This window comes from Arthrobacter sp. JSM 101049, assembly GCF_041679245.1.
Classification (GTDB): domain Bacteria; phylum Actinomycetota; class Actinomycetes; order Actinomycetales; family Micrococcaceae; genus Arthrobacter_H.
The window spans coordinates 320930-346178 of record NZ_JBGFFC010000003.1; the positions used below are offsets into that span (position 1 = coordinate 320930).

Consider the following 25249-nt stretch of genomic DNA (forward strand, 5'->3'; position numbering starts at 1 on the left):
ACAGCTGACTGCGACAGCGCCCCGATCCCGCCGGCCATGGCTTCCCGGGGCCGTCGCCACTAGCATCGGGGACAACGCAGCAACCGAGCCCGGACGGAGTCGCACCATGGCCGAGATCCCCACAGAATCCCTGCGCACCGGCGCCTACATCGACGGAAGGTTCCGCCCCGCTGCCGACGGGGCGACCTTCGAGTCCCTCGCCCCGGCCACCGGGCGGAAGATCACCGACGTCGCGGCCTGCGGTGCCGAGGACGTCGACACCGCGGTGGCCAGTGCCCGCGCCGCCTTCGAGGCGGGGACGTGGAGCCAGACCAATCCGGCAGAGCGCAAGGCCGTGCTGCTGCGCCTGGCCGACCTCATCGAGGCGGCCACCGACGAGCTCGCCCTGCTCGAATCGGTCGACGCCGGACGGCCGATCGCCAACTGCCACGAATTCGATATACCGGACACGATCGGCACCATCCGCTGGTACGCCGAGGCCGTGGACAAGGTCTTCGGCAAGGTCTCGCCCACCGGCTCCGGGGAGCTCGGGCTGATCGTGCGCGAACCGATCGGCGTGGTCGGCGCCGTGCTGCCGTGGAACTTCCCGGCGGCCATGCTCGCGTGGAAGATGGCGCCCGCGCTGGCCGCCGGCAACTCCCTGGTGGTCAAGCCGCCGGAGCTCGCCTCCCTGTCCACATTGCGGATTGCCGAACTGGCCACCGAGGCCGGGGTGCCCGACGGCGTCTTCAACGTCATCCCGGGCCTGGGGCACATTGCCGGACGGGCGCTGGGGCTGCACCCGGACGTCGACATGATCACGTTCACCGGGTCCACCGAGATCGGTCGCGAATTCCTGCGCTACTCGGCGGACAGCAACCTGAAGAACATCGCCCTGGAGTGCGGGGGCAAGTCCCCGCAGATCGTGCTGGCCGACAATGCCGACCGGCTCCCCGAGGTCGCGGAGGACCTGGCGGAGGCGGCGTTCTGGGCCTCCGGGCAGAACTGCTCCGCCGGTTCGCGGATCCTGGTCCACGAGTCGATCCGCTCCGACTTCGTCGACGAACTCGCCCGGCAGGCGACGGTCCGCACCGTCGGCGACCCGTCCTCGCCGGAAACCGTCACCGGGCCGCTGATCGAGGCCTCGGCGCTGGAGCGGGTGCTCGGCTACGTCGACGGCGCACGGTCCGCAGGCGCCCGGATCGTCACCGGCGGCGAGGCCCTGTTCGCCGAGACCGGCGGCTGGTACATCGCACCGACCGTGATCGACGACGTTGCCCCGGACCTGCCGATCGCCCGCGAGGAGGTGTTCGGCCCGGTGGTCGCCGTCATCGGGTTCGACGACGAGGCCGAGGCGCTGCGGATGGCCAACGACACCGAGTACGGGCTGGCGGCGACCATCTGGTCGCGCGACATCGACCGGGCCGTGCGGCTGGCCCGTGGCGTGCGGGCCGGGACGGTGGCGATCAACGGCTACAGCGAGGGCAACATCACCACGCCGTTCGGCGGCTACCGGACCTCGGGCTTCGGCGGACGCGACAACGGGCTCGAGGCCCTGGAACAGTACACGCAGCTCAAGACGATCTGGCTGACCATCAGGTAGCGAGGACGACCAGCAGGGCCAGGAGGCCCAGCACGAAGACCGCCCCTGCGGTGAAGAACACGGCTGCGGCATCGGCGGCGAACCGGCCGGCGGCGATCCCCTGCGCCCGCGTGTGGTAGCGGCGCCGCTGGGTGGTGTAGATCGCCAGCGCCCCGCCGGCGGCGAGGACCACCAGCAGCAGGATGGGCAACCCGTAGTGCGGCATCCACCGCAGGAAGACGGCGCTGACCACGAAGAGCGAGAGCGTCGTCCGGCCCCAGGACATCACGGTGCGCTCGGGCTGCAGGCCGGGGTCGTCGTGGGCGCGGGTCAGCGGTGCGGACATGTCCGATTCAGCCCGCCACCGCGATGACGATGACGATCACCGCGGCGGCCAGCGCGCCGCCCAACCCCAGCACGGGCACGATCGCCGGGAACGGCAGCGGCCGGTGGTGGCGCATGCTCGTCTCGACGCGCAGCCACCGGAAGACGGCACCGGCGCTGATGAGCAGGCCGATGCAGATGACCATGATGGAGATGGCCTTGCGCAGGTCCGGCGGGAACGCGTCGAACGCGAAGGCCTCCAGGGCGATGCCCCCGGCCAGGAAGGCCAGCGAGGTGCGGATCCAGGCGAGGAACGTCCGCTCGTTGGCGAGCGTGAACCGCGGATCCGGCTCGTCGCCGCCGGGCAGGACCCGTCGGGCCAGCCATCCGCGTGCCGCTGGATCGTCTGCTTCGGCCACTGTCGTCCTTCCGTTCGTCCTTGCCGACGTCTGGCCGTCGCCGGCGATTCGTCGTTGCCAACAGCCTACCGACAGGCCTGCCGGGGACCGTGGTTCGTGTCACGGCCGCCGTGCTGGAATAAACCAGCGTCCCCGACGTTAACTTGAGTGACATTCGCTCAACTACATACTTGAGCGCAAGGCACTCAAGTTCCATTTGGAGGATCACTTGCCAACGTTCTTCGGACCATACGGGTCGGGCAACGGCTCATTTGATGACTTCCTGGCCCGCTACCTGCAGGGCCAGCGGGCCGCGCAGGCGGGCCGCCCGATCGACATCACCCGGCTGCTCAGCCGCCGCACGCACGAGCTGCTCGCGCAGACCGCCGGCTTTGCCGCCGAGCACGGCCATGCCGAACTCGACGCCCTGCACCTGCTGCGCGTCATGCTCGACCAGGAGGGCCCTGCTGCCCAGCTCAAGGCCGCGGGCATCGACGTCGCGGCGATCATCCGCGATGCCGAGCAGCGCCTGCCGCAGTCGTCCAGCCGGTACGACGGCGGTGCCCCCTCCCTGACGGCCTCCGCCCAGCGTGCCCTGCTGGACGCCCGCCAGGTCGCCCGCGCCTTCGGCTCCACCTACATCGACCCGGAGCACCTGTTCGTCGCCTTCGTGCTCAACCAGGACTCCCCCGCCGGCCAGGTGCTGGCCGTCTCGGGCGTCACCCCCGAATCCCTGCAGCACATCGGCGCCGCCGCCCAGCAGGCAACCGCCCCCGGCGCAAACGGGTCGCCCACCGCGGGCCAGCCGGCTTCCGGTTCGGAAACCCCGATGCTGGAGACCTACGGCACCGACCTGACCGCCCTGGCCTCCGAGGGCAAGCTCGACCCGGTCATCGGCCGGCAGGAGGAGATCGAGCAGACCATCGAGATCCTGGCCCGCCGCACCAAGAACAACCCGGTGCTGATCGGCGAGGCCGGCGTCGGCAAGACCGCCGTCGTCGAGGGCCTGGCCCAGGCAGTCGTGGCCGACGAGGTCCCGGCCCAGCTGCACGGCAAGCGCGTGATCTCCCTGGACCTGCCGGGCATGCTCGCGGGAACCCGCTACCGCGGTGACTTCGAGGAGCGCCTGACCAAGACCATGGACGAGATCGCCGCCCACGAGGGCGAGTTCATCGTCTTCGTCGACGAGCTGCACACCGTCGTCGGCGCCGGGGGTTCCGGCGAAGGCGGGGGCATGGACGCCGGCAACATCCTCAAGCCGCGGCTGGCCCGTGGCGAGCTGCGGCTGATCGGCGCCACCACGCTCGGCGAATACCGCACCATCGAGAAGGACCCGGCCCTCGAGCGCCGCTTCCAGCCGGTGACCGTCGGCGAGCCCTCCCAGGAGGACGCCGTCAAGATCCTGGCCGGCCTGCAGGGCCGCTACGCCGAGCACCACGGCGTGGCCTACACCGACGCGGCCCTGCGTGCCGCCGTCGAGCTCTCGGCCCGCTACCTGACCGACCGGTTCCTGCCGGACAAGGCCATCGACCTGATCGACCAGGCCGGCGCCCGGCTGAGCCTGCGCCGCGGCCCGAAGGTGGACACCGAGGCCCTCCGCACCGAGCTGGCGGAGCTGGAGTCACGCAAGAACGACGCCGTCACCTCCGAACGCTTCGAGGACGCCGGACGCCTGCGCGACGAGATCCGCGAACTCACCGGCCGGCTTGAGGCCGCGACTTCCGCGGCACCGACCCCGGAGGCCGGCGGCAGCAACACAGTGGACGAGGAGCAGATCGCCCAGATCATCTCCCGCGCCACCGGCATCCCGGCCTCGCGGCTGACCGAGGGCGACCGCGCCCGGCTGGCCAAGCTGGAGGACGAGTTGCACGCCCGGGTGATCGGGCAGGACGACGCCGTCTCGGTGATCGCCAAGTCGGTCCGGCGCAACCGCACCGGCATGGGCGACGCCGGCCGGCCCGTGGGCAGCTTCCTGTTCCTCGGCCCGACGGGCGTGGGCAAGACGGAGCTGGCCAAGGCACTGGCCGAATCACTGTTCGGCAACGAGGAGGCCATGCTGCGCTTCGACATGAGCGAGTTCGGCGAGCGCCACACCGTCTCGCGGCTGGTCGGTGCCCCTCCGGGGTACGTCGGCTACGGCGAGGCCGGGCAGCTGACCGAGCGCGTGCGCCGCAACCCGTACTCGGTGGTGCTGCTCGACGAGGTCGAGAAGGCGCACCCGGACGTGTTCAACCTGCTCCTGCAGGTCCTGGACGACGGGCGGCTGACCGACGGGCAGGGCCGCACGGTCGACTTCCGCAACACGGTGGTCATCATGACCAGCAACCTGGGCTCGGAGTTCCTGGCCAGCAAGACCGGGGCCATGGGCTTCACCCCGCAGTCCGGGGACGCCAACGGATTCGGATCGGAGAAGGCACTGCGCGACCGCGTCATGGGCCGGCTGCGCGAGACGATGCGGCCGGAGTTCCTGAACCGGATCGACGAGATCGTGCTCTTCCGCAAGCTGGAGAAGGCCGAGCTGCGCCGGATCGTCGGGCTGCAGCTGCGCGCCACCGAGACCCGGCTGGCGGCCCAGGGGATCACGTTCACGGCCGAGGACAGCGCGGTGGACTGGATCGCCGAGCACGGCTACGAACCCGAGTACGGCGCCCGTCCGCTGCGCCGGGTGATCCAGCGCGAGGTCGACGACGCCATCGCCGACCTTCTGGTCACCGGAGAAGTGCACGACGGCGGATCCGTCACGGTGGCTGCCGAGGGCGACCGGCTGCTGGTCACCGGCTCCGCCGGGCACGCGGCGCTGGCCGCGTAGCCGCCGGACGGCGAACGCCCCCGGAACCTGTTCTCCAGGTCCCGGGGGCGTTCGCATTCAGGCGGAATCGGTTCAGGCGGAATCCGTTCAGGCCGGGAACTGGGCGTTCGGGATGTCCGGGTTCCCGTCGTCGTCCTTGTCCCCGTAGGCCTTTTCGGCCAAGTCATCGGCCACATCCTCGTCGCCCTGGACGGGAATGGACTCGGCATCGATCTCGGTGACGTCGTCGTTGTCGTTCTCGGCGGCGACGTGCTCGGAGAGCGGGGCGTCCGTTTCCTCTGGGCGGTCCGCGTCGTCCCGGTCGTTTGCTGGGGTGGTCATCGCACGCTCCTTCGGTTCGATGGTGGGTGGCACCAAGGGTGCCGCCCCGGCCTGTCAGGCCTGCAGCCAGCTTATGCCGCGCGCTGGCCGCTACCCAAGGGATTCCGCGGCGGGGCGGGAGGCCTCGTGGTCGGGTCCTCCGCCGCCCATTGCGTCTTGGCCATTATGCGCGCGCCTGGACACCGGCATGCAGGTCGACTAGTCCAGTTCGTCCGGGTCGGCTCCCCCGCGGCCGATCCCCGCGTAGACGCCGGGCCGTGCCGAGCGCAGCCAGTAGGCGGCGGCGACCCCGGCAACACCGGGCACCACGATGATCGCCGGCAGGAGCCAGCTGAGCACCCCGGGTTCGGCCAGGCCGATGAGCACGTCGAAGTTGGCCACGATCATGCCGAACAGCACGGTCAGCGCCACCCCGGCGAGCAGCGGGGCAACCGTCGTCGTCCAGGGTCCGTTGCCCGAGGGTGTACGGCGGAAGAAGCCGATGACCGCGAAGGAGGTCAGCGCCATGAGCAGCACCAGCCCGAAGGCGCCCATGTTGGTCAGCCAGGTGAACAGCGTCAGGACCGGGAACAGGGCCCCGTATTCGTGCCCGGTGCCGGCGACCGCGAAGACGATGATCACGGCCAGCGCCAGCACCGATTGCACCAGCGATCCGGCCACGGGTGCCTGCGAGCGCCGCGAGACCCGGGACAGGGCCGCCGGCAGGACGTTTTCGCGTCCGAGCGCGAAGACGTAGCGGGAAACGACGTTGTGGAAGGCGACGAGCGCGGCGAGCAGGCTGGTGATGAACAGCAGGTTTGCCACGTCCACGAACCAGGTGGCGGCGTGCTCTGCCAGGAATACGAACATCAGGTCGGGCCCGAATTCGCCGGAGCGGGCGATGACCAGGCTGTCGCCTTCGGCCACGGCCATGGCCCAGGCGGAGAAGGCGTAGAAGACGGCGATCACGACGACGGCGATATAGGTCGCCCGGCGCGCGGTGGTGCGCGGGTCCTTGGTCTCCTCGTTGTAGATGGCCCCGGATTCGAAGCCCATGAATGCGGCGATGCTGAACGCCAGAGCGGCCCCGACGCCGGTGGCGAACAGGGCCGAGGGTTCCAGCGAGGCGCTGCTGACGCCCTCGGGGGCGGCACCGAAGGCGAAGATGTCGTAGACGATGACCACGAGGAACTCCAGGGCCACCAGGATGCCCAGCACCTTGGCGGAGAGGTCGACCTTGTTGATGCCCAGGATGCCCACCAGGAGCCAGCCGCCCAGCGAGCAGACCCACCAGGGGATCTCGAGCCCGGCCAGGTTCGCCAGGAACGACGAGAGGGCGAACCCGAAGAGCCCGTTGATCCCGATCTGCATGGCGTTGTAGGCCATCAGCGCCACCCAGGCGGAGCCGACGCCGGCCGGCTTGCCCAGCCCGCGGGAGATGTAGGCGTAGAAGGCGCCGGCGTTGTGGACGTGGCGGCTCATGGCCAGGTAGCCGACCGCGAAGAGGACCAGCACGGCGCCCAGGACCACGAAGGACAGCGGAATGCCCAGCAGGCCGCTGACGGCGTAGTTGCTGGTGACGCCGCCGGCGACGACGGTCAGCGGGGCGGATGCGGCGATGATCATGAAGACCAGCGCGGGAATGCCCAGCCGACGCTGGCCGAGGGACCCCTGCGCCGCGGCTGCGGGCCGGACCTCTGGGGGGACGCTGTGGGTTGCCATGGTTCCTCCTGTTGACGGGTGCCTGGTCATGACGGATCCGGCACTGCTTCCCACTGTGCCCTGCGCCACAGCCGATGAGTTTGGCTTTGCGTGTCGGCCCCTTGTTCGCGGGCGCAGCACCTCCGCCCGGTACCGTGGATCCGTGAACTCTGAAGCCAGCCCCACCATCCACGTCAGCGCCGTCGTCCTGCGCAACCCCGCAGGGGAGGTGCTGACCGTGCGCAAGACCGGGACGGACCGGTTCATGTTCCCCGGCGGCAAGCCCGAACCGGGCGAATCGACGGCCGCGGCCGCCCTGCGCGAATGCACCGAGGAGATCGGGGCCGAGCTCGATCCTGCGGGCCTGCGGGAACTCGGCGTCTTCCGCTGCCGCGCTGCCAACGAACCGGGCCACGATCTGGTGGCGACGGTCTTCGAACACCCGGCGCGCATCGAGCCGGTTCCCGGTGCGGAGATCGACGCCGTCCGGTGGCAGGACCCGGCGGCCCGCCAGCGGCCAGGCGACCTGGCTCCGCTGCTGGCCGACCACGTGCTGCCGGCCCTCGCGGCTCGGGCCCCGCGGATGCCGGGCAACATCGTGGTCTTCACCGGTTCCAAGACCGGCGACGGGGAGGTTTACCGGCAGGCTGCCGCACGTCTAGGGGCGGGTCTGGCACGACGCGGCCTGGGGGTCGTCTACGGCGGCGGCCATGTGGGCCTGATGGGCCAGGTCGCCGACGCCGCCCTGGAGGCAGGCGGCCAGGTCTCCGGCGTCATCACCCAGGCACTGGTCGACGGCGAGACGGCCCACCGGGGGCTGACCCGGCTGGAGATCGTCAACACGATGCACGAGCGCAAGGAACGCATGGCCGCGCTCGGGGACGCGTTCGTCGCCCTGCCCGGCGGCGCCGGAACGCTGGAGGAGTTCTTCGAGGCGTGGACGTGGCAGCATCTGGGCATCCACGCCAAGCCGGTCGCCCTGTTCAACGTCGACGGGTTCTGGGACCCGCTGCTGGCCATGATCGACCAGATGGTCGAGCGCCGGTTCCTCGCTTCCACCTACCGGGACGCGCTGATCACCAGCAGCGACCCGGACGACCTGCTCGAGCGCATGGCCTCCTGGACGGCCCCAGAGCGGAAGTGGAAGAAGTAGGCTCCGCCGCAGCTGGCGCCGACCACCGGAGCGGCCTCGACGATCAGGCGGCTGAGCGCAGGGAGCTCGGCGCATAGCCGAACTCGGCGCGGAAGACCCGACTGAAATGCGCGGCATCGGGCAGCCCGCTGCGCGCCCCGATGATCCCGACTGGCAGGTGCGCCAGCAACGGGTCGAGAAGTTCGCGGTGTGCGTGCTCCAGCCGCCGATGCCGGATCCAGGCGGCCACGGTCGTGCCCGTGGGCTCGAACAGCTTGTGCAGGGTCCGGGCGGACATGAAGTGGGCGGCAGCGATGCCGGCCGGCCCGAGTGCCGGGTCGGCGAGGTGCCGGTCGATGTGGTCCTTGATCCGGCCCAGCTGCAGGGCCTGTTCGAAGCCGACGCTCCGTGGTCCGCTGGACACCTCCGCGGCCAGCACGGTCGCGAGCAGGTCGACGGCGTTGCGGGCCAGCCGGTAGCCGATGCCCGCACCGGCGGTGGGCAGGACATCGCCGATGCGGGCGATGCAGGGCACCACGGCGCTGGCCACGGGGTCATCGGCGCCGAGCCGCTGGGCCGTGAGCACCGAGAGGTCCAGGTCGTCGAGGCCAAGCAGGCGCTTGGGGAACATGAGCACGAGCGTGGAGAAGTCCTCGTGGAAGCTCAGCGTATAGGGCCGTTGCGTGTCGTAGATGGCCAGGTCCCCGGGCGAGAGGACGGCCTCGCGTCCGTCCTGGACGAGGATGCCGCGTCCGGCCAGCTGCAAGCTGACCTTGTAGTATCCGGGCTCGTCCCCGCGGATCAGGGCCGGGGTGCGCCGGACGCGGTGTGCCATGGCGTCGACCTCGACGACCGCGAGGTCGTGCAGCTCATGGCCGGAAACCTGGCCTGCAAACGGACCGGGGCCGACCGGATCGGCCTCCAGCGGGACGAAGGACTCCGACACGATCTCCCGCCAGCGCGCGAAATCCTCCGCGCGCTGGGTCGCCGGGTGTGCTGGCGCGACCGTCATGATGCTCCTGTTGCTCGGTGATGGCTGTCACATTGCTGTCAAGATACGCTCGTCGGGCCTAAAAGTCACTATTTTTCTCCGAGTGTGGAAAAACGGATCACGCAGACAGCAGCGTCAACTGGACGTCGAGCTGGCGCCGCAGCTGGGCGGGCGCGGCGTTCGCGGGATCCAGCGTCGCGGTCACCTGCGCTCCGAGCAGATAGGTGAGCAGGGCCTCGACGATTGGGGCGATGGCGACATCCGCCCGCACCTCGCCGGCCTGCCGTGCGTCCTGGAGCCAGCCGGTCATCCAGTCGCGCCAGACGGCCATGGACCGGTCGTTCAACCCGGCCTTCACCGGATCGTGGATGGCCACATGCCAGAACGGCAACACGATGCGGGCCTCGTCGATGCGGGTGGCATCCAGCGGCAGGACTTCGCAGCAGAAGGCCCGCAGCGCGGCCAGCCCGCCAAGCCCCGCGGCGGCCGTGCGGACGCGTTCGTTGGTCCGGGCGAAGACGTACTCGAAGGTGGCCCGGACCAGCGCATCCTTGGTCGGGAAGTACGGCTTCAGCGCGCCGTTGGCGAACCCCGCCTCCTCGGCGACCTCGCGCATGGTGGCCCGTTCCAGACCGAGCCGCGCGATGATCCGCCACGTCGCCTCGACCAGCTCGATCCGCCGTCGGTCGTGGTCGACGATCTTTGGCACCCGGGTCCACCTTCCACTCACCCCCGCCAGCCGAAGGTCTTGCCACCAGCCTATGCGACCCGTATTCTCTACAGTCATAGAAAAAAGAAGTGATCCGCACCACGTTCGGCCGCGGGACTTCCCCAGCGAAAGGCACCCCATGAGCCACTCCTGCCACGACCCCGCAGCATCCACCCCGGCCGCCACCGGCGTCATGACCGACACCCCTCTCGGCGCCTACAGCCTCCCGACCCCCGACGAGATCACCACCGTGGTCTCCACCCTGCGCGAGGCCGGCTACTTCCCCGACTCCTCCCGCATCGCCTATCTTGGCCTCGTCGACCCGCCACGGCGGCCGGAGGACGACGCCGACGGCGAGAGGATCTTCCGCGTCTTCACCCTGGATACCGCCGGCGGCCCCGCCCGCGACCTGGCGGTCAGCGCCACCGCCAACACCGTCCTGACCGCAACGGAGCTGGACACCGCCGAAACCGGGGAACTGCCGGTGCTGGAGGAGGAGTTCGAGGTCGTGGAACAGATCCTGTCCACCGACCCTGATTGGCTGGCGGCCCTGGACAAGCGCGGGCTCGATGTGGAGAAGGTCCGCGTCGCCCCGCTTTCCGCGGGCGTCTTCGAATACCCCGAGGAGAAGGGCCGGCGCATCCTGCGGGGGCTCGCTTTCGTCCAGGACCACCCGCAGGACTCGGCCTGGGCCCACCCGGTCGACGGCCTCGTCGCCTACGTGGACGTCGCGAACAAGACGGTCGACCAGGTCCTGGATATCGCCGTCGTTCCCGTCCCCGCCGAGCACGGCAACTACACCGACCCGGAACTGACCGGACCGCTGCGCACCACGCAGAAGCCCATCGAGATCACCCAGCCCGAGGGCCCGAGCTTCACCGTCACGAACGGCAACCACGTGGAATGGGAGAAATGGAGCCTGGACATCGGCTTCGACGTGCGCGAGGGCCTGGTCCTGCACAACATCGGGTTCGCGGACGGCGACCGGACCCGGCGCATCCTCAACCGCGCCTCCATCGCCGAGATGGTCGTGCCCTACGGCGACCCGTCGCCGGTGCGCAGCTGGCAGAACTACTTCGACACCGGCGAATACCTGGTCGGCCAGTTCGCGAACTCGCTGGAGCTGGGCTGCGACTGCCTGGGCGAGATCCACTACATCTCCCCCACCGTCTCCGATGCGCTGGGCAACCCGCGCACCATCGCCAACGGCATCTGCATGCACGAGGAGGACGCCTCCATCCTGGCCAAGCACTCGGATCTGTGGAGCGGGATCAACTACACGCGCCGCAACCGCCGCCTGGTCATCTCCTTCTTCACCACCGTGGGCAACTACGACTACGGCTTCTACTGGTACCTCTACCTGGACGGGACCATCGAGTTCGAGGCCAAGGCCACCGGCGTCGTGTTCACCAGCGCCCACCCCGGCGGCGACTACCCGTACGCCTCCGAGATGGCGCCCGGGCTCGGGGCCCCGTTCCACCAGCACCTCTTTGGCGCCCGGCTGGACTTCGCGCTCGACGGCGGACCCAGCCGGGTGGCCGAGGAGGACGCGGTCCGCGTGCCCACCGGCCCGGAGAACCCGCGCGGCAACGCGTTCACCCGTCGCCGCACGGTGCTGGCCACCGAATCCCAGGCCGCCCGCGACGCCAAGCCAGAGGTCGCCCGCACCTGGATCGTGCAGAACCCGCGGGCCGCCAACCGCCTGGGCGAACCGGTCGGCTACAAGCTGCACCCGCAGGGCCAGCCGACGCTACTGGCGGACGAGGGCTCCTCCATCCACCGCCGGGCGACCTTCGCCTCCAAGGCCCTGTGGGTGACCCGGCACGACGAGTCCCAGCGCTACCCGACGGGCGACTTCGTCAACCAGCACCCCGGGGGCGCGGGCATCCCCGCCTGGATCGAGGCGGACCGGGACATCGACGGCCAGGACGTGGTCGTGTGGCACACCTTCGGGCTCACGCACTTCCCGCGCACCGAGGACTGGCCGATCATGCCGGTCGATTCGGTCGGCTTCAAGCTGCGGCCCGAGGGCTTCTTCGACCGCTCCCCCGTGCTCGACGTCCCGGCCCCCGCACCGGGCGCCGCCTGCCACCGGTAGCCCCGATGGCCAGCCCCGCACTGCCGGCACCGGCCCTCGCCCGCCCGGCCGTCCGCAACGGACGTCCCGGTGCCGGCAGGGTGGGCGCGCCGACCCCGGGCCCGACCCCGGGCCCGACCCCGGGCCCGGTCCCGGCGCCGGTCGCGGCGCCGGGGCGCTGGGCCGGTGCCGGGGCGGCCTGCCTGACGGCCATGTCACTGGTCCTGCACGTGGTCATGCTGGTCTCCGGGGGCCACGGACTGTTCCTGGGCCCGGCGCTGGCCGCCATGGCGCTGGCCTGCGCGGGCTGCGCGGCCCACGCGGTGATGCGTCCGGGCTGCCAGGGATCGCGCACCCTGGTCGCCATGTCGGCTGGCATGGCGCTGGTGCATGCCGTACTCGTCCTCGGGATCCCGGGCGGGCCGGGACTGCATGCGATGCACGACGGCGGTGCCCACCACTCCGGTGCCGGTGGTACCGGTGCCGGGTCGGCGCATGCCGATCTGATGCTCGTCGTCGTCGGGCTCGAGTTGGCCGTGGCGTGGCTGGCGGGGTTCTCGGTGCACCGGGTCCGGGCAGCTTCCCGTGGGAAGATGCCTTCATGAGCACGCGCCTGGTCCTGATCGCCGACACCCATCTGCCCAAGCGCGCCCGTGGACTGCATCCGGACCTCTGGCGGGAGCTGGAGGCGGCCGATGTCGTCTTCCATGCCGGGGACTGGGTCGAACCGGACCTGCTGGACGAACTCGAACGGCGCTGCCGCCGGCTGGTCGGGGTCTGGGGCAACAACGACGGCGACGAGCTGCGCGACCGCCTGCCCGAGGTCGCCCGGGTCGAAATCGACGGAGTGCGCTTCGCGATGACCCACGAGACCGGCGCCGCCGCAGGCCGGGAAAAACGCTGCGCCGAGCGGTTCCCGGACACGGACGTGCTGGTCTTCGGGCACAGCCACATCCCCTGGGATACGACGGCGGCGGGCGGCTTGCGCCTGCTGAACCCGGGCTCGCCGACGGACCGGCGCCGGCAGCCGGTGTGCACCTACATGACGGCGGTGGCCGACGACGGACAGCTGCGCGAGGTCTCCGTGGTCCCGGTCGACCGCCTCACACGCTGACGCCCCGCCAGACGGGCCGAGGGGCTACTTCCGGCGGCCGATGAGGAAGTAGGCGCACGGCCCGGCGAAGTTCATGAAGCTCAGGCCGAACCAGAGGATCTTCGGCCCCTTCACCTGTGCCGCGGGCCGCTCCTTCAGGTCCTTCAGCGCCGCTCCCTGCAGTGCCAGCTGGGCGGCACTGAGGACCACGACGCCGATTTTCGCGCCGGTGCCGAGGTCCTTGAACTTCTTCTTCGCCATCGTCTTCCTCCATGTCGTGCCGGTCCAACCATCGTAGGCTGCCCGGCCCGGGGACGCAGCCATGGGCGTCCGGTTCAGGCGGGCGTAGCCTGTCCCCATGTACTTAGAGATCAGCAACGCCCATCAAGCCACCGTCCACGACATGGACAACCTGCGTGAGCTGCAGGTGCGGACCCACGGTGCCACCCGCGACGAAACCGATGCGGCCCTGGTCGCCGCCGGACTCGGCTCGGTGGCCGCCGACCACGCCTGGTTGGGCGTGACCGCGCTACAGGCCGCCGGTGCCGACCGCGGCGACTCCTGGGAGCAGGCGTTCACCGACATGATCGACCATGCCGGAACCCAGGGGTGGCTATCCGAGGACCGCCTCCTGGTCCGGGCGCACCTCATCGAGGACTGACGCCGGACCCCGAGAAGGCCGGCGTCCGGATCAGCGCAACGGGTTGAAGTGGCGCATCAGCGGCGATGCCGGCTGCCCGGTCAGCTCGGCGGCCAGCATCTTGCCGGTGAGCGGGCCCAGGGCGACGCCCCACATGCCATGGCCGCCGGCGACGTGGACGCGCGATGACTTCGTGGCGCCGATCAGCGGCAGGCCGTCGGCCGTGCATGGACGGGCCCCGACCCATTCCTCCTGACGGTCCTCCCAGTCAATGCCGGTGAACATCGGTGACGCGCCATTGATAATCGCCTGGATGCGACGGGGGTCCAAGGGCGCGTCCGCGTTGCGGAACTCCATCATGCCGGCCACCCGGAAGCGGTCGCCCAGCGGGGTGCAGGCCACGCGCTGCGCCGGGAAGTAGATCGGGTGCGTCGGCATGGCCTCGGGCTTGACGGTGAAGCTGTAGCCGCGGCCGGCCTGGACCACCTGGCGCACGCCGAAGCGGCGGGCCAGGCTGCCCAGCCAGGCGCCGGTGGCCAGCACGACGGCGTCGGCGTCCAGGCTGCGCCCGGCGGTGCCCGTCACGGTGACCCCGCGGCCGGTATCGGTGACGTTGGTGACGCTGAACCCGGCCACGATCTCCCCGCCGCGCTGGCGGACCGACTCGGCCAGCGATTCCACGAAGTCCGGTGGGTTGATGAAGCGCTGCCCGTGGATTTTCACGCCGGCCACTACGCCAGATCCCAGGGTGGGTTCCAGGCCGCGGATCTCCTCGCCGGAGATCAGGTCGAAGTCAACCGATCCACCAGCTTGGCGGATGCCCTCGAATTCGTGGACGAGGCCCTCGCGGTCCTGCTCGCTGGCGAACCCTGCCAGGAAGGGGTCGGCCGGCTTGGTGTGCTCGATGACCGTGTTGGAACCCTCGGTGATCTCGGCGAACGCATCCAGCCCGGTCGAGCCGATCTCGCTGAAGACCTTCATCGCCTCGCGCCACTTGCCCGGAGTGCAGTGCCGGGCAAACCCGACGAGGAAGCGCAGCAGTGACGGGTCCGTGGTCGGCGGGATGTAGAGCGGGGACCCGGGGTTGAACATGGCCTTGAGCCCATAGGTCAACACGGACGGCTCGCTCAGCGGCAGGGTCAGGGCAGGGGTCAGCCATCCGGCGTTCCCCCACGAGGAACCGGCAGAAACCCCGGTTCGATCCACCACCGTCACCCGGGTTCCCTGCTCCTGAAGGTACCAGGCGGTCGACAGGCCGACGATGCCCGCCCCGACGATGACGACGTGTTCCGGCTGCTGCATGCCCATGGTGTCCTCCCCTGCGATGGTTTCAAGCTCTCCCGCCAGACTGCCCGAGCAAGCAGGCAACCTCAACCCGGCAGGGGTTTTCGGCGGCACTCCCCCGCCGTGGCCATGCCGTGCCGAAGAAAGAACGGAAATCCCCCCAAATGCCACCGGAAGTTCGGCAGCCCCGGGAGCGCACCGCGCATTACGCCACTGTCCGCGTCACACCGCCCGTCCGACGTGCCGCGCCCTGCAACCGCTCGAACCACCCTTGACGCACCCCGCCGGCTTCCCTAGGCTCGGTGTCCATCTGCAGCGTGCAGAACCTGGATCAGCAGACAGGCACCACTGAGCTGGCTTCACCAAGCCGGCCAGCCAGTGGACCGGCCCGAAGTCCCCCTTCGAGCAAAGGCCATTCCACGCACGCCACCCACCGGCTCTGGGTCAAGAGCCCCTTGTCCGCCTTCACCGCCAACGAACTCGACGCCTCGGGCGGCCTCGTCATCCACGACGGCGTCATCGCCGAGGTCCTGGCAGCGGGCCCGGAGCCGTCGATCCCCTGCGACGAGGTCTCCGACGCCTCGCGGCATGTCATGATCCCCGGGCTGGTCAACACGCACCACCACTTCTACCAGACTCTCACCCGCGCCTGGGCCCCCGTGGTCAGCACCGAGCTCTTCCCCTGGCTGGTCAACCTCTACCCGGTCTGGGCCCGGCTGACCCCGCGCGACCTGGAACTGGCCACCACGGTCGCCCTCGCCGAGCTGCTGCTCAGCGGCTGCACGACGGCGGCGGACCACCACTACCTCTTCCCCGACGGACTCGAGGAGGCCATCGACGTCGAGGTCTCGGTGATGCGCTCGCTGGGCATGCGGGGCATGCTCACCCGGGGCTCGATGAGCCTCGGGGAGGACGACGGCGGATTGCCGCCCCAACGCGTCGTGCAGGATCCGGAGGCGATCCTGGAGGACAGCAACCGGCTCATCGACCGCTACCACGAACGCGGCGACGGGGCGGAGATCACGATCGGCCTGGCCCCCTGTTCGCCGTTCTCGGTCACCCGCTCGCTGATGGCCGAGACCGCCGCCCTGGCGGCCTCCCGCGATGTCCGCCTGCACACCCACCTCGCCGAGACCCTGGACGAGGAGGAGTTCTGCCTGCAGATATTCGGGCTGCGCCCGGTCGACTACCTGGAGGACGTCGGCTGGCTCACCGACCGGACCTGGCTGGCCCACGGCATCCACTTCAGCGACGAGGAGATCACCCGGCTCGGCGCTGCGGGAACCGCCGTGGCGCACTGCCCCACGTCCAACATGCGCCTGGCCTCCGGCATGGCGCGCGCCGTGGAACTCGAGGCGGCCGGCTCGCCGGTCGGACTCGGCGTCGACGGGTCCGCCTCAAACGACGCATCGAACATGATCCTCGAGGCCCGCCAGGCGCTGTACCTGCAGCGCCTGCGCTGCGGCGCCGCCGCCGTGATGCCCGAGATGGCGCTGGGATGGGCGACCCGCGGCTCGGCCCGCGCACTGGGCCGCAGCGACATCGGCGAGCTGCGTCCCGGTCTGCAAGCCGACCTGGCACTCTTCACCGTCGATGCCCTGCGCTTCTCGGGAAGCCACGACCCGCTGGCGGCTCTGCTGCTCTGCGGCGCGGACCGGGCCGACCGCGTCATGGTTGGCGGGCGCTGGAGAGTCGTCGACGGGGCGATCCCCGGGCTGGACCTCGAGGCGCTCGTCGCCGAGCACGGTGCCGCAGCACGTCGTCTGGTCTTTTCTTCCTGACCCCTTGACAAGCGTTCTGTGACGCAGTTCACTTTTACGTATTACGAGATCTTGTTTCCAGCATGCGAAAAAATGCAGATCGAGAAACAAGGGGGTTCGGCACCGTGGAGCCTGGGGTCCTCGCCGCTCCCAGCCACCCATCGGCCCAGAGGTGACCAGCATGATCCGGAAATCACTCCGCACCCATTCCCCTGCTCGACCCGAAGACGAACGCCTCCCCTGGGGCCGGACCTTCGCCTACGGATTCCAACACGTGTTGACCATGTACGGGGGCATCATCGCCCCGCCGCTGATCGTCGGCTCCGCAGCGGGCATGAGTTCGTCGGACATTGGCCTGCTCATCGCCGCCTGCCTGTTCGTCGGCGGTCTGGCCACCCTGCTCCAGACCATCGGCATCCCGTTTTTCGGCTCGCAGCTGCCACTGGTCCAGGGAGTCTCCTTCGCCGGGGTCGCCACCATGACGGCAATCATCGGTGGTGGCGGGGGCATCCAGTCGGTCTTCGGCGCCGTGATCGTCGCCTCGCTGGTCGGCCTGCTTATCACCCCGATCTTCTCCAAGGTCATCCGCTTCTTCCCACCGGTGGTCAACGGCGTGGTCATCACCACCATCGGCCTGACGCTGATGCCGGTGGCTGCGAACTGGGCGATGGGCGGCAACGCCAAGTCCCCCGACCACGGATCCATGGCCAACATCGGGCTGGCCGGCATCACCTTGCTGGTCGTGCTGCTGCTGAGCAAACTGGGCAACGCGACGGTCTCCCGGCTCTCGATCCTGCTGGCGATCGTGATCGGTACGTTGATCGCCGCGGCTTTGGGCATGGCCGACTTTTCCAAAGTCGGCGAGGGCGCCGTCTTCGCCTTCCCCACGCCGTTCGCCTTCGGTCCGCCGACGTTCGAACTGGCCGCCATCATCTCCATGCTCATCGTCATCCTGGTGACCCTGACCGAGACGACGGCGGACATCCTCGCGGTCGGCGAAATCGTCGACACCAAGGTCGATTCCAAGCGCATCGGCAACGGCCTGCGCGCCGACATGATTTCCAGCGCCCTGTCCCCGGTCTTCAACTCCTTCACGCAGAGCGCCTTCGCGCAAAACGTGGGGCTGGTCGCGATCACCGGGATCAAGAGCCGCTTCGTGGTCAGCGCCGGCGGCCTCATCCTGATCGTCCTGGGCCTGTTGCCCATCCTGGGGCGCGTGGTCGCCGCCGTACCCACCTCGGTCCTCGGCGGCGCCGGGATCGTGCTCTTCGGCACTGTCGCGGCCAGCGGCATCCGCACCCTGGCCCAGGTCGAGTACAAGAACAACATGAACCTGGTCATCGTGGCGACGTCGCTGGGCTTCGGGATGATCCCCATTGCCGCGCCGACCTTCTACGACAAGTTCCCCACCTGGTTCGAGACGATCTTCCACTCCGGTATCAGCTCGGCGGCGGTGATGGCCATCCTGATGAACGTCCTGTTCAACCACATCAAGGCGGGCACCCCCGATGAGCCATCGGTCTTCGCCAAGGCACCCACCCGGGCGGCCAGCGAGGGCGACTTCGAGGGGCGGACGTCCGGCGCCGACTAACAAGCCGCCGGCCAGCAGTGCGGTGCCTGCGCACCACCCTTGACCGGGGCGCGCAGGCACCGCATCGTGGGTCCATGAGCACCGAAGCAGAGGTCCGGGCCCAGTGCCTGGGACTGCCCGGCGTCACCGAGCGGCCCAGCTGGAACCGCCCCGCCTGGTTTGCCCACACCCTGATGGCCCGCATGTGGGATGACACGGTGCTGACCGTCAAGACCACCAAACGCGAGGCCCTGGCTGCCACGGAACCCGACACCTATTTCTGGACGCCCCATCACGAAGCCTCCCCGCAGCTGGTCCTGATCCGGTTGGAGCGCATCGACGAATCCGAACTGCGCGAACTGCTGGGCGAGTCGTATCGGTTGGCCGGCGGATAGTGGGGGTAACCCCCGCGGGGGCGGGGGTTGGCCGGGCAGGCGGCGGGCTCGGCACCCGGAAGGATGGAAGACACGATCCCTCCTCCACCGAAGGAACCAGCCATGACCACCCTGCCGGACCCCACCGCGGCGCTAGACTCCAGACCGATGGACCACGCCAATCCCCCACCCGAGACCACCGGCGAGCACCGCACCCGGGAGATCCCCGCCGTCGTGCCCTCCCGCCTGACCCACCTGGGACGCAACCTCGGCTACAACCTGGCGGCCCTGTTCATCGGGGTCATCTCGTTCAGCGTGGCGATCACTTTGTTCTCCGCGGGCCTAGGCACCGTGCTCATCTACATCGGCGTCTTCGTCCTCGTCGGCGCGCTCTTCACCGCCAGTTTCTTCGCCGCCGGGGAACGGGCCCTGGCCCGCTGGACTTCCGGGCCCCTGCCGCCGACGTACTACCGGTCAGCACCGACCGGGTCGGCCCTGCGCCGAATGCTGTCCCCACTGGCCGACGTGCAGCGCTGGAAGGACCTGATCCACGCGGTGGTGTCCTTCCCCGTGCGCATCCTCGCGTTCTCGGTGACCGTCACCTGGATCGCCGGGGCGCTCGGCGGGCTGACCCAATGGTTCTGGTACCGCTTCATCCCCGAACCGAAGAACGACATCTGGGACATCCTGGGCATCGACCCGGTCTGGCACCCCTGGATCCAGATCGGCGTTGGCATCATCCTGCTGGTGACCCTGTTCCCGGTCAGCCGCGGGCTGGCGCTGCTGCAGCGGGCCCTGGCGATCGGCCTGCTGACCAATGAGCGGCAGGCGTTGCGCGAGGAGACCACGCGCCTGACCAGTTCGCGCAGCCAGGTCATCGCCGCCGAGGCGGGCACGCTGCGCCGCATCGAACGCGACATCCACGACGGGCCCCAGCAGCGGCTGGTGCGCATGGCGATGGACCTGGAGGCGGCCAAGCGCCGAATCGACCCGCAGGACCAGCCGACCCGCGAGCTCATCGACGCGGCCCTGTCCCACTCGAAGGACGCCCTGTCCGAACTGCGCGCCCTCTCGCGCGGCATCGCCCCACCGATCCTCACCGACCGCGGTCTCGTCGCCGCGTTCGAGGCGGCCGCCGCCACCTCCCCGCTGCCCGTCAGGCTGACCATCCACCCCGGCGCCGGACGGCGCTTCCCCGCCACCATCGAGCAGGCCGCCTACTTCTCCGGCGTCGAGGCGCTGACGAACGCCGCCAAGCACTCGGCTGCGGCACAGTGCACCCTGGCCCTGGCCACCGATGGCAGCGTCCTCACGCTGACAGTGCACGACGACGGTGTCGGCGGCGCGCACCCGGGCAAGGGTTCCGGGCTGGCCGGGTTGCGCGACCGATTGGCGGGGGTCGACGGCACTCTGGAGGTCGACTCGCCCGAGGGCGGCGGCACCACCGTCACCGCGATGATCCCGCTGCACACCTGAGCCTGCCGCCCGCCGGGCACGCTGCGCGGGGAGCCGACGGTACGCTGGCTCCATGCGCATCGTGCTCGCCGAGGATTCCGTCCTGCTCCGGGAGGGGCTCGTGCGGCTGCTGCGTGAGGGCGGCGCCGAGGTGGTCGCCGCCGTCGACGACGAGGACTCGCTGCTGGCCGCGGTGGCCGAGCATCTGCCGGACATCGTCGTCACCGACGTCCGGATGCCCCCGGGGTTCAGCCATGAGGGGCTCGCCGCCGCGGCCCGCATCCGGGCGGAGCATCCCGGCATCGGCATCCTGGTGCTCTCGCAGTATGTGGAGCTGACGTACGCGACCGAGCTGCTGGCCGGCGCCTCATCGTCCGGGACCGGCGGGCTCGGCTACCTGCTCAAGGACCGGATCGCCCGGCTGGAGGAGATGACCAGTGCCCTGGACCGCATCGCCGACGGCGGGGTCGTGCTGGATCCGGAAGTCGTTTCAGCCGCGTTCAGCCAGCGCGCTGCCGCGCCGTTGGCCTCGCTGACCCCGCGGGAACGCGAGGTCATGGGACTGATGTCCGAGGGGCGCACTAACGCCGCCATCGCCTCGACGCTGTTCCTCAGCGCCGGGGCCGTGGAGAAGAACATCTCCGCCATCTTCACCAAGCTCGGGCTCGCACCGGGGCCCGACGACCACCGCCGGGTCCTTGCCGTCCTCGCCTGGCTCGATGCCTAGCCGCAGCGCCGCGCGAGCCGAGGATCAGCCGCCGTGGGCCCGCAGGAACTCGTAGACCTCTGTCTCGTCCACTCCCGGCAACGCCCCCGAGGGCATTGCGGCGAGAGATCCTCTTTGAAACCAGGAAGAACCTGCGGCCGGTGGAAGTCGATGCCAGGATCTTGACGACCAAACCGCTTCACGATGGCCATCTCGGGCATGGGGGTCTTCCAAGCGACGCCGATCTCCGCCTACCACGGGGTCGCGCATTCCCAACGGCCCAATGACGGAGGCGATTTGGCCGCTGAACGCTTTGGACCAACCCCAAGATCTCGTGTTCGAGGCCTTCGGGACCAGGGCTGGATGGCCATTGGATTGCCGGAGGCGGCAGAGGCACAAGGAGCCTCTGGCAGGCACCAGAGGTTTTCTCATCTCCTGATGCTTTCGGCACCCGGACCAGACGCCGACGAGGAACGACTTTCCAGTGTGCGGCCGAGACCAGGCCGCTCCTTAGTCGTCGATTTTGGAGTGGTGCCCGAGCCCTTGCTCGACGATGGCCGGTTCCTCGTCCTGCAGATCGCAGATGTCCCGGTATTCGCCCGCCCTGTAACGCCAAAGCCCTGCCAAACGACCGGCCAATGCACTTTGCCACGCACTCGGGCAAACCGTTCTGCGCTAACCGAGCATCCCGAAGTATTGGGGTCGGCACTTCATCGCGTGGATGAGTTCCTCGGACCCGTCGTCCCGGACCAGCGCCACAAGTTCCAACAGCCGCCCCTGGGTGTCGAAGCCAATACGGGGGAAGCGGCGCGGATCTTCGTCATCCAAGGGTGCCGACACGACCGGCCACGTGGCTGCCTCGACGCCGTCGTCCCTGCTGATCTCATGCTTGAGTGCGGAGGCCGGACTATCGCGCCGCGTGCGCCCACGCCCACAGCGCAGCACGGATCGCCTCCGAGCGGTTCAGATGCTCGTGCTCGGCCCGCGCCATAAGCGCCTCAAGCTCGGAGGCGGTCAGCCGCACCGGCACGACCTGCGATGCTTCCGCACCCGTGCGGCGGCCGCCTCGACGAAATTGGCCACGAGGCAACCGGTCAACACTTGGCTCCGGGTCAAGCCGTACTCGAATGTCGGGTCATCGAACCAGATGACTGGCGCCACCGATGCGAACGCCAGGGAGCACCGCGCGATACGGTGATCCGCCGACTGGCGCACGAGCCCTGGGGTGGAGGCCAAAGAAACTGTTGGTCTGTGCGCCGCTACAAGTGCACTGGTTGCGGGCGGGCCTGACGCCAGGACACCTCGAAGGCGGTAGGACCCAAGACCATCAGGCCACCCAGACACTTTGGAACATCTTGAGTGCGCCATCGGGATCCAGCAGGAAATGTCATATGGACTCCGCGAACCAGCCTCTCGGTTCAGCCGCCGTGGGCCTGCAGGAACTCGTAGACCTCGGTCTCGTCCACTCCCGGGAAAGCCCCCGAGGGCATCGCGGCGAGCAGGTGCGAGTTCGCCCGCGCCGCGGGCCAGGCCTGGCCGGCCCACATGCGGGACAGGTTGTCCGGCGGCCGCTTGCAGCAGGTTTCGTCCGGGCAGCGCGACTTCGAGCGTTCGGTGGTGTCCCTGCCGCGGAACCACTTCACGTGCTCGTACGGGACGCCGATGCTCAGCGAGTACGTGCCCGAGGAGTGGCGTTCGGTGCGGGCCGTGCACCAGTAGGTGCCGACCACCGTGTCGGTGTACTGCTCGTAGGCCCGGAACTTGTCCGGGACCTCGAAGACCGCCCGGCTGGTCCAGTACCTGCAGATGGTCTGGCCCTCGATGGCGCCGGTGTGGTCGGCAGGGAAGTTCACGCCGTCGTTCTCGTAGGCCTTGTGCAGGATGCCCGACTCGTGCACCTTCTGGAAGTGGCAGGTAATGCCCAGGTGCTCGGTGGCCAGGTTGGTGAAGCGGTGGGCCGCCGATTCGTAGGAGACCGCGTAGGCGTCGCGCAGGTCCTCGATGGCCAGCGACTTGGCCTTCTTCGCCTCCTCGAGGAACTGCACTGTGGTTTTTTGCGGCATCAGCAGGGCGGCGGCGAAGTAGTTCGTGTAGACGCGCTGGCGCAGGAATTCGCTGTAGTCGCGCGGGGCTTCGTGGCCCAGGACGTAGTGCCCGAGGGCCTGCAGGAGCACCGATCGGGCATCGTGCTCCGTGCGTGAGCCCTGCACCAGGTAAATTTGGCGGTTCTTCAAATCCGTCACCGAGCGGGTCGAATGCGGCAGGTTGCCGACGAAGCGCAGCCCGAATCCGAGGTGCTCCGCCAGGTCGGCGGCAACGTGGTGGGACAGCGGGCCGGAAGTGTGGCCGACGGCGTCGAGCAGGTCCTGCGCCTGCTTCTCCAGGGCCGGGTAGTGGTTGTTGCGCTCGCGCATCTCGGCGCGGATTTCGGTGTTGGCCCGGCGGGCTTCCTCCGGGGTCGCCGACTGCTGTTCGAGGCGCCGCTCCAGCTCGTGCTGGAGGCCGACGAGGGACTCGAGCACGTCCATCGGCAGCCGCGAGGAGACGCGGACTTTCGGCAATCCGAGCGACCCGTAGAGCGGTCCGCGTTGCGCCTTTTCCAATTCGATTTCCAGGGCGGCCCGGCGGTTCGGCGGCTCCGCCCCGAGCAGGTCGTCCAGCCCGGTGTCCAGGGCGCCGGCCAGCTGCTTGAGCAGTGAAACCTTGGGCTCGCGTTTGCCGTTCTCGATCAGGCTCAACTGCGAGGGTGCCACCCCGACGACCTCCCCCAGCCCGTCCAGGGTCAGCCCCTTCGCCTTGCGCAGGTGGCGCACCCGCCGGCCCAGGGCAATCGAGTCGAGTTCGGCGTCGAGTTCCGCCGCGTTGCCGTCCGGGGATACTCCGCCGGCCGGCCGGTTCCATGTGGGAGTCGTCACTTCTTGAGGATACCTAAAGAACCGCAAATCTTTCCAGAAGAACCCCCTAGATAACCCCTTGCGGATCGCGAAAAGTGGTGTCCACGCAGAAGAACACCGAAACACCATCGGCGAACCAGAGGAGAACGACATGACGCAGAACCAGCAGACCGCCGCGGAACGCGAGCAGGCCCTCGAGCTGGAGTGGAGCGCCAACCCCCGCTGGGAAGGCATCACCCGCGACTACACGGCCGCCGAGGTCGTCCGCCTGCAGGGCCGCGTCGTCGAGGAGAACACGCTGGCCCGCCGGGGATCCGAAAAGCTCTGGAAGCAGCTCACCGAGGAGGCCAAGACCGGCGCCTACACCAACTCGCTCGGGGCACTGACCGGCAACCAGGCCGTACAGCAGGTCAAGGCTGGGCTGCGCGCCATCTACCTCTCCGGCTGGCAGGTCGCCGCCGACGCCAACCTCTCCGGTCAGACCTACCCCGACCAATCGCTCTACCCGGCCAACTCGGTGCCGCAGGTCGTCCGCCGCATCAACAACGCCCTGCAGCGTGCCGACCAGATCGAGTTCGCCGAGGGCATCCAGTCCGTCGAGGACTGGCTGGTGCCGATCGTCGCCGACGCCGAGGCCGGATTCGGCGGCCCGCTGAACGCCTTCGAACTGATGAAGTCCATGATCACCGCCGGCGCCTCCGGCGTGCACTGGGAGGACCAACTCGCCAGCGAGAAGAAATGCGGCCACCTCGGCGGCAAGGTCCTCATCCCGACCGGCCAGCACATCCGCACCCTCAGCGCCGCACGCCTCGCCGCCGACGTCTCCAACACCCCGTCCGTGATCATCGCCCGCACCGACGCCGAGGCGGCCACCCTGATCACCTCCGACGTCGACGAACGCGACGCCGAATTCATCACCGGCGAGCGCACCGCTGAGGGCTTCTACAAGGTCCGCAACGGGATCGAACCCTGCATCGCCCGCGCCAAGGCCTACGCCCCCTACTCCGACCTCATCTGGATGGAGACCGGAACCCCGGACCTGGAGCTGGCCCGGAAGTTCGCCGAAGCGGTCAAGGCCGAGCACCCCGACCAGATGCTTGCCTACAACTGCTCGCCGTCGTTCAACTGGAAGAAGCACCTCGACGACGCCACGATCGCGAAGTTCCAGCGCGAACTCGGCGCCATGGGCTTCACCTTCCAGTTCATCACCCTCGCCGGCTTCCACGCCCTGAACCACTCGATGTTCGACCTGGCCTCCGGCTACGCCGCGAACGGCATGAGCGCCTACGTCGAGCTGCAGGAGCGCGAGTTCGCCTCGGAGGCCGCCGGCTACACCGCCACCAAGCACCAGCGCGAGGTCGGTACCGGCTACTTCGACCAGATCGCGACGACGCTGAACCCCAACGCGTCCACCCTGGCCCTGGTGGGATCCACCGAGGCCGGACAGTTCCACTAAGCAGAGCACGACGCC

24 protein-coding genes and 1 pseudogene are annotated in these 25249 nt (G+C 69.4%); 14 read left to right on the forward strand and 11 right to left on the reverse strand.

What is annotated here, in order from left to right:
• Positions 1-106: 106 nt before the first annotated feature.
• On the forward strand, positions 107-1582 hold the full coding sequence (locus AB8M85_RS10950) for an aldehyde dehydrogenase (RefSeq protein WP_372698849.1): 1476 nt from the start codon (positions 107-109) through the stop codon (positions 1580-1582).
• On the opposite strand, the gene AB8M85_RS10955 is transcribed toward AB8M85_RS10950, so the two are convergent.
• Positions 1575-1907 (reverse strand): DUF202 domain-containing protein, encoded by a 333-nt coding sequence (locus AB8M85_RS10955; RefSeq protein ID WP_372698850.1) that lies wholly within the window; start codon positions 1905-1907, stop codon positions 1575-1577. The two genes, AB8M85_RS10950 and AB8M85_RS10955, sit on opposite strands and share 8 nt — an antisense overlap.
• A gap of 7 nt (positions 1908-1914) precedes the next feature.
• On the reverse strand, positions 1915-2304 hold the full coding sequence (locus AB8M85_RS10960; protein WP_372698851.1) for a YidH family protein: 390 nt from the start codon (positions 2302-2304) through the stop codon (positions 1915-1917).
• A gap of 208 nt (positions 2305-2512) precedes the next feature.
• Between AB8M85_RS10960 and AB8M85_RS10965 the strand changes: the two genes are divergently transcribed.
• A complete protein-coding gene (locus AB8M85_RS10965; protein ID WP_372698852.1) occupies positions 2513-5092 on the forward strand; it encodes an ATP-dependent Clp protease ATP-binding subunit in 2580 nt (859 codons plus the stop codon).
• A gap of 87 nt (positions 5093-5179) precedes the next feature.
• Here AB8M85_RS10965 and AB8M85_RS10970 read toward each other — a convergent pair whose 3' ends face one another.
• Both AB8M85_RS10970 and AB8M85_RS10975 read right to left on the reverse strand, forming a co-directional pair.
• Positions 5180-5413: a hypothetical protein gene (locus AB8M85_RS10970; protein WP_372698853.1), complete on the reverse strand. Its 234-nt coding sequence runs from the start codon at positions 5411-5413 to the stop codon at positions 5180-5182.
• Positions 5414-5611: 198 nt separating this feature from the next.
• Positions 5612-7114 (reverse strand): APC family permease, encoded by a 1503-nt coding sequence (locus AB8M85_RS10975; RefSeq protein ID WP_372698854.1) that lies wholly within the window; start codon positions 7112-7114, stop codon positions 5612-5614.
• Positions 7115-7256: 142 nt separating this feature from the next.
• Here AB8M85_RS10975 and AB8M85_RS10980 point away from each other — a divergent pair, with 142 nt between their 5' ends.
• Entirely contained in the window at positions 7257-8246 is a 990-nt protein-coding gene (locus tag AB8M85_RS10980; RefSeq protein ID WP_372698855.1) for a TIGR00730 family Rossman fold protein, read from the forward strand.
• Positions 8247-8289: 43 nt separating this feature from the next.
• Here the strand turns inward: AB8M85_RS10980 and AB8M85_RS10985 are convergent, their stop codons facing one another.
• A complete protein-coding gene (locus tag AB8M85_RS10985; RefSeq protein ID WP_372698856.1) occupies positions 8290-9237 on the reverse strand; it encodes a helix-turn-helix domain-containing protein in 948 nt (315 codons plus the stop codon).
• A 97-nt stretch (positions 9238-9334) separates the two neighbouring features.
• Positions 9335-9925: a TetR/AcrR family transcriptional regulator gene (locus AB8M85_RS10990; protein ID WP_372698857.1), complete on the reverse strand. Its 591-nt coding sequence runs from the start codon at positions 9923-9925 to the stop codon at positions 9335-9337.
• Positions 9926-10118: 193 nt separating this feature from the next.
• Here AB8M85_RS10990 and AB8M85_RS10995 point away from each other — a divergent pair, with 193 nt between their 5' ends.
• From AB8M85_RS10995 to AB8M85_RS11005, 3 genes are read left to right on the forward strand one after another with little or no spacing between them, the layout of a single operon-like run.
• Complete coding sequence (locus tag AB8M85_RS10995; protein ID WP_372699085.1) at positions 10119-12023, forward strand: primary-amine oxidase; 1905 nt, start codon at positions 10119-10121, stop codon at positions 12021-12023.
• Positions 12024-12028: 5 nt separating this feature from the next.
• The gene (locus tag AB8M85_RS11000; RefSeq protein WP_372698858.1) at positions 12029-12607 is read left to right on the forward strand and encodes a hypothetical protein; all 579 of its coding nucleotides are present in this window, start codon (positions 12029-12031) and stop codon (positions 12605-12607) included.
• Entirely contained in the window at positions 12604-13116 is a 513-nt protein-coding gene (locus AB8M85_RS11005) for a metallophosphoesterase (protein ID WP_372698859.1), read from the forward strand. Before AB8M85_RS11000 ends, AB8M85_RS11005 begins: the two co-directional genes overlap by 4 nt.
• A gap of 24 nt (positions 13117-13140) precedes the next feature.
• Here the strand turns inward: AB8M85_RS11005 and AB8M85_RS11010 are convergent, their stop codons facing one another.
• Complete coding sequence (locus tag AB8M85_RS11010; RefSeq protein WP_372698860.1) at positions 13141-13356, reverse strand: hypothetical protein; 216 nt, start codon at positions 13354-13356, stop codon at positions 13141-13143.
• 97 nt (positions 13357-13453) lie between these two features.
• Between AB8M85_RS11010 and AB8M85_RS11015 the strand changes: the two genes are divergently transcribed.
• Positions 13454-13756 (forward strand): hypothetical protein, encoded by a 303-nt coding sequence (locus tag AB8M85_RS11015; RefSeq protein WP_372698861.1) that lies wholly within the window; start codon positions 13454-13456, stop codon positions 13754-13756.
• A 30-nt stretch (positions 13757-13786) separates the two neighbouring features.
• Here AB8M85_RS11015 and AB8M85_RS11020 read toward each other — a convergent pair whose 3' ends face one another.
• Positions 13787-15043 carry an NAD(P)/FAD-dependent oxidoreductase gene (locus AB8M85_RS11020; RefSeq protein ID WP_372698862.1) on the reverse strand — a complete coding sequence of 419 codons (1257 nt, stop codon included), beginning with the start codon at positions 15041-15043 and terminating at the stop codon, positions 13787-13789.
• Positions 15044-15474: 431 nt separating this feature from the next.
• Here AB8M85_RS11020 and AB8M85_RS11025 point away from each other — a divergent pair, with 431 nt between their 5' ends.
• The 5 genes from AB8M85_RS11025 (at position 15475) to AB8M85_RS11045 (ending at position 20905) form a co-directional block, all read left to right on the forward strand.
• Complete coding sequence (locus tag AB8M85_RS11025; protein ID WP_372698863.1) at positions 15475-16800, forward strand: 8-oxoguanine deaminase; 1326 nt, start codon at positions 15475-15477, stop codon at positions 16798-16800.
• A gap of 160 nt (positions 16801-16960) precedes the next feature.
• The gene (locus tag AB8M85_RS11030; protein ID WP_372698864.1) at positions 16961-18370 is read left to right on the forward strand and encodes a nucleobase:cation symporter-2 family protein; all 1410 of its coding nucleotides are present in this window, start codon (positions 16961-16963) and stop codon (positions 18368-18370) included.
• Positions 18371-18444: 74 nt separating this feature from the next.
• The gene (locus tag AB8M85_RS11035; RefSeq protein WP_372698865.1) at positions 18445-18744 is read left to right on the forward strand and encodes an MmcQ/YjbR family DNA-binding protein; all 300 of its coding nucleotides are present in this window, start codon (positions 18445-18447) and stop codon (positions 18742-18744) included.
• A gap of 102 nt (positions 18745-18846) precedes the next feature.
• Positions 18847-20199: a sensor histidine kinase gene (locus AB8M85_RS11040; RefSeq protein ID WP_372698866.1), complete on the forward strand. Its 1353-nt coding sequence runs from the start codon at positions 18847-18849 to the stop codon at positions 20197-20199.
• A gap of 52 nt (positions 20200-20251) precedes the next feature.
• Positions 20252-20905: a response regulator gene (locus tag AB8M85_RS11045; protein ID WP_372698867.1), complete on the forward strand. Its 654-nt coding sequence runs from the start codon at positions 20252-20254 to the stop codon at positions 20903-20905.
• 654 nt (positions 20906-21559) lie between these two features.
• On the opposite strand, the gene AB8M85_RS11050 is transcribed toward AB8M85_RS11045, so the two are convergent.
• On the reverse strand, positions 21560-21712 hold the full coding sequence (locus AB8M85_RS11050) for a toxin-antitoxin system toxin subunit (protein ID WP_372698868.1): 153 nt from the start codon (positions 21710-21712) through the stop codon (positions 21560-21562).
• A 79-nt stretch (positions 21713-21791) separates the two neighbouring features.
• Positions 21792-21914, reverse strand: coding sequence for a ribbon-helix-helix protein, CopG family (locus AB8M85_RS11055; RefSeq protein WP_372698869.1), 123 nt, complete (start codon positions 21912-21914; stop codon positions 21792-21794).
• An 8-nt stretch (positions 21915-21922) separates the two neighbouring features.
• Between AB8M85_RS11055 and AB8M85_RS11060 the strand changes: the two are divergent.
• A pseudogene (locus AB8M85_RS11060) lies at positions 21923-22171 on the forward strand (ISL3 family transposase); the annotation flags it as partial.
• Between the two features lie 131 nt (positions 22172-22302).
• On the opposite strand, the gene AB8M85_RS11065 reads toward AB8M85_RS11060, so the two are convergent.
• A complete protein-coding gene (locus AB8M85_RS11065) occupies positions 22303-23826 on the reverse strand; it encodes a helix-turn-helix domain-containing protein (protein ID WP_372698870.1) in 1524 nt (507 codons plus the stop codon).
• A 103-nt stretch (positions 23827-23929) separates the two neighbouring features.
• Between AB8M85_RS11065 and aceA the strand changes: the two genes are divergently transcribed.
• Positions 23930-25234 carry an isocitrate lyase gene (aceA, locus tag AB8M85_RS11070; RefSeq protein ID WP_372698871.1) on the forward strand — a complete coding sequence of 435 codons (1305 nt, stop codon included), beginning with the start codon at positions 23930-23932 and terminating at the stop codon, positions 25232-25234.
• Positions 25235-25249: the final 15 nt, after the last annotated feature.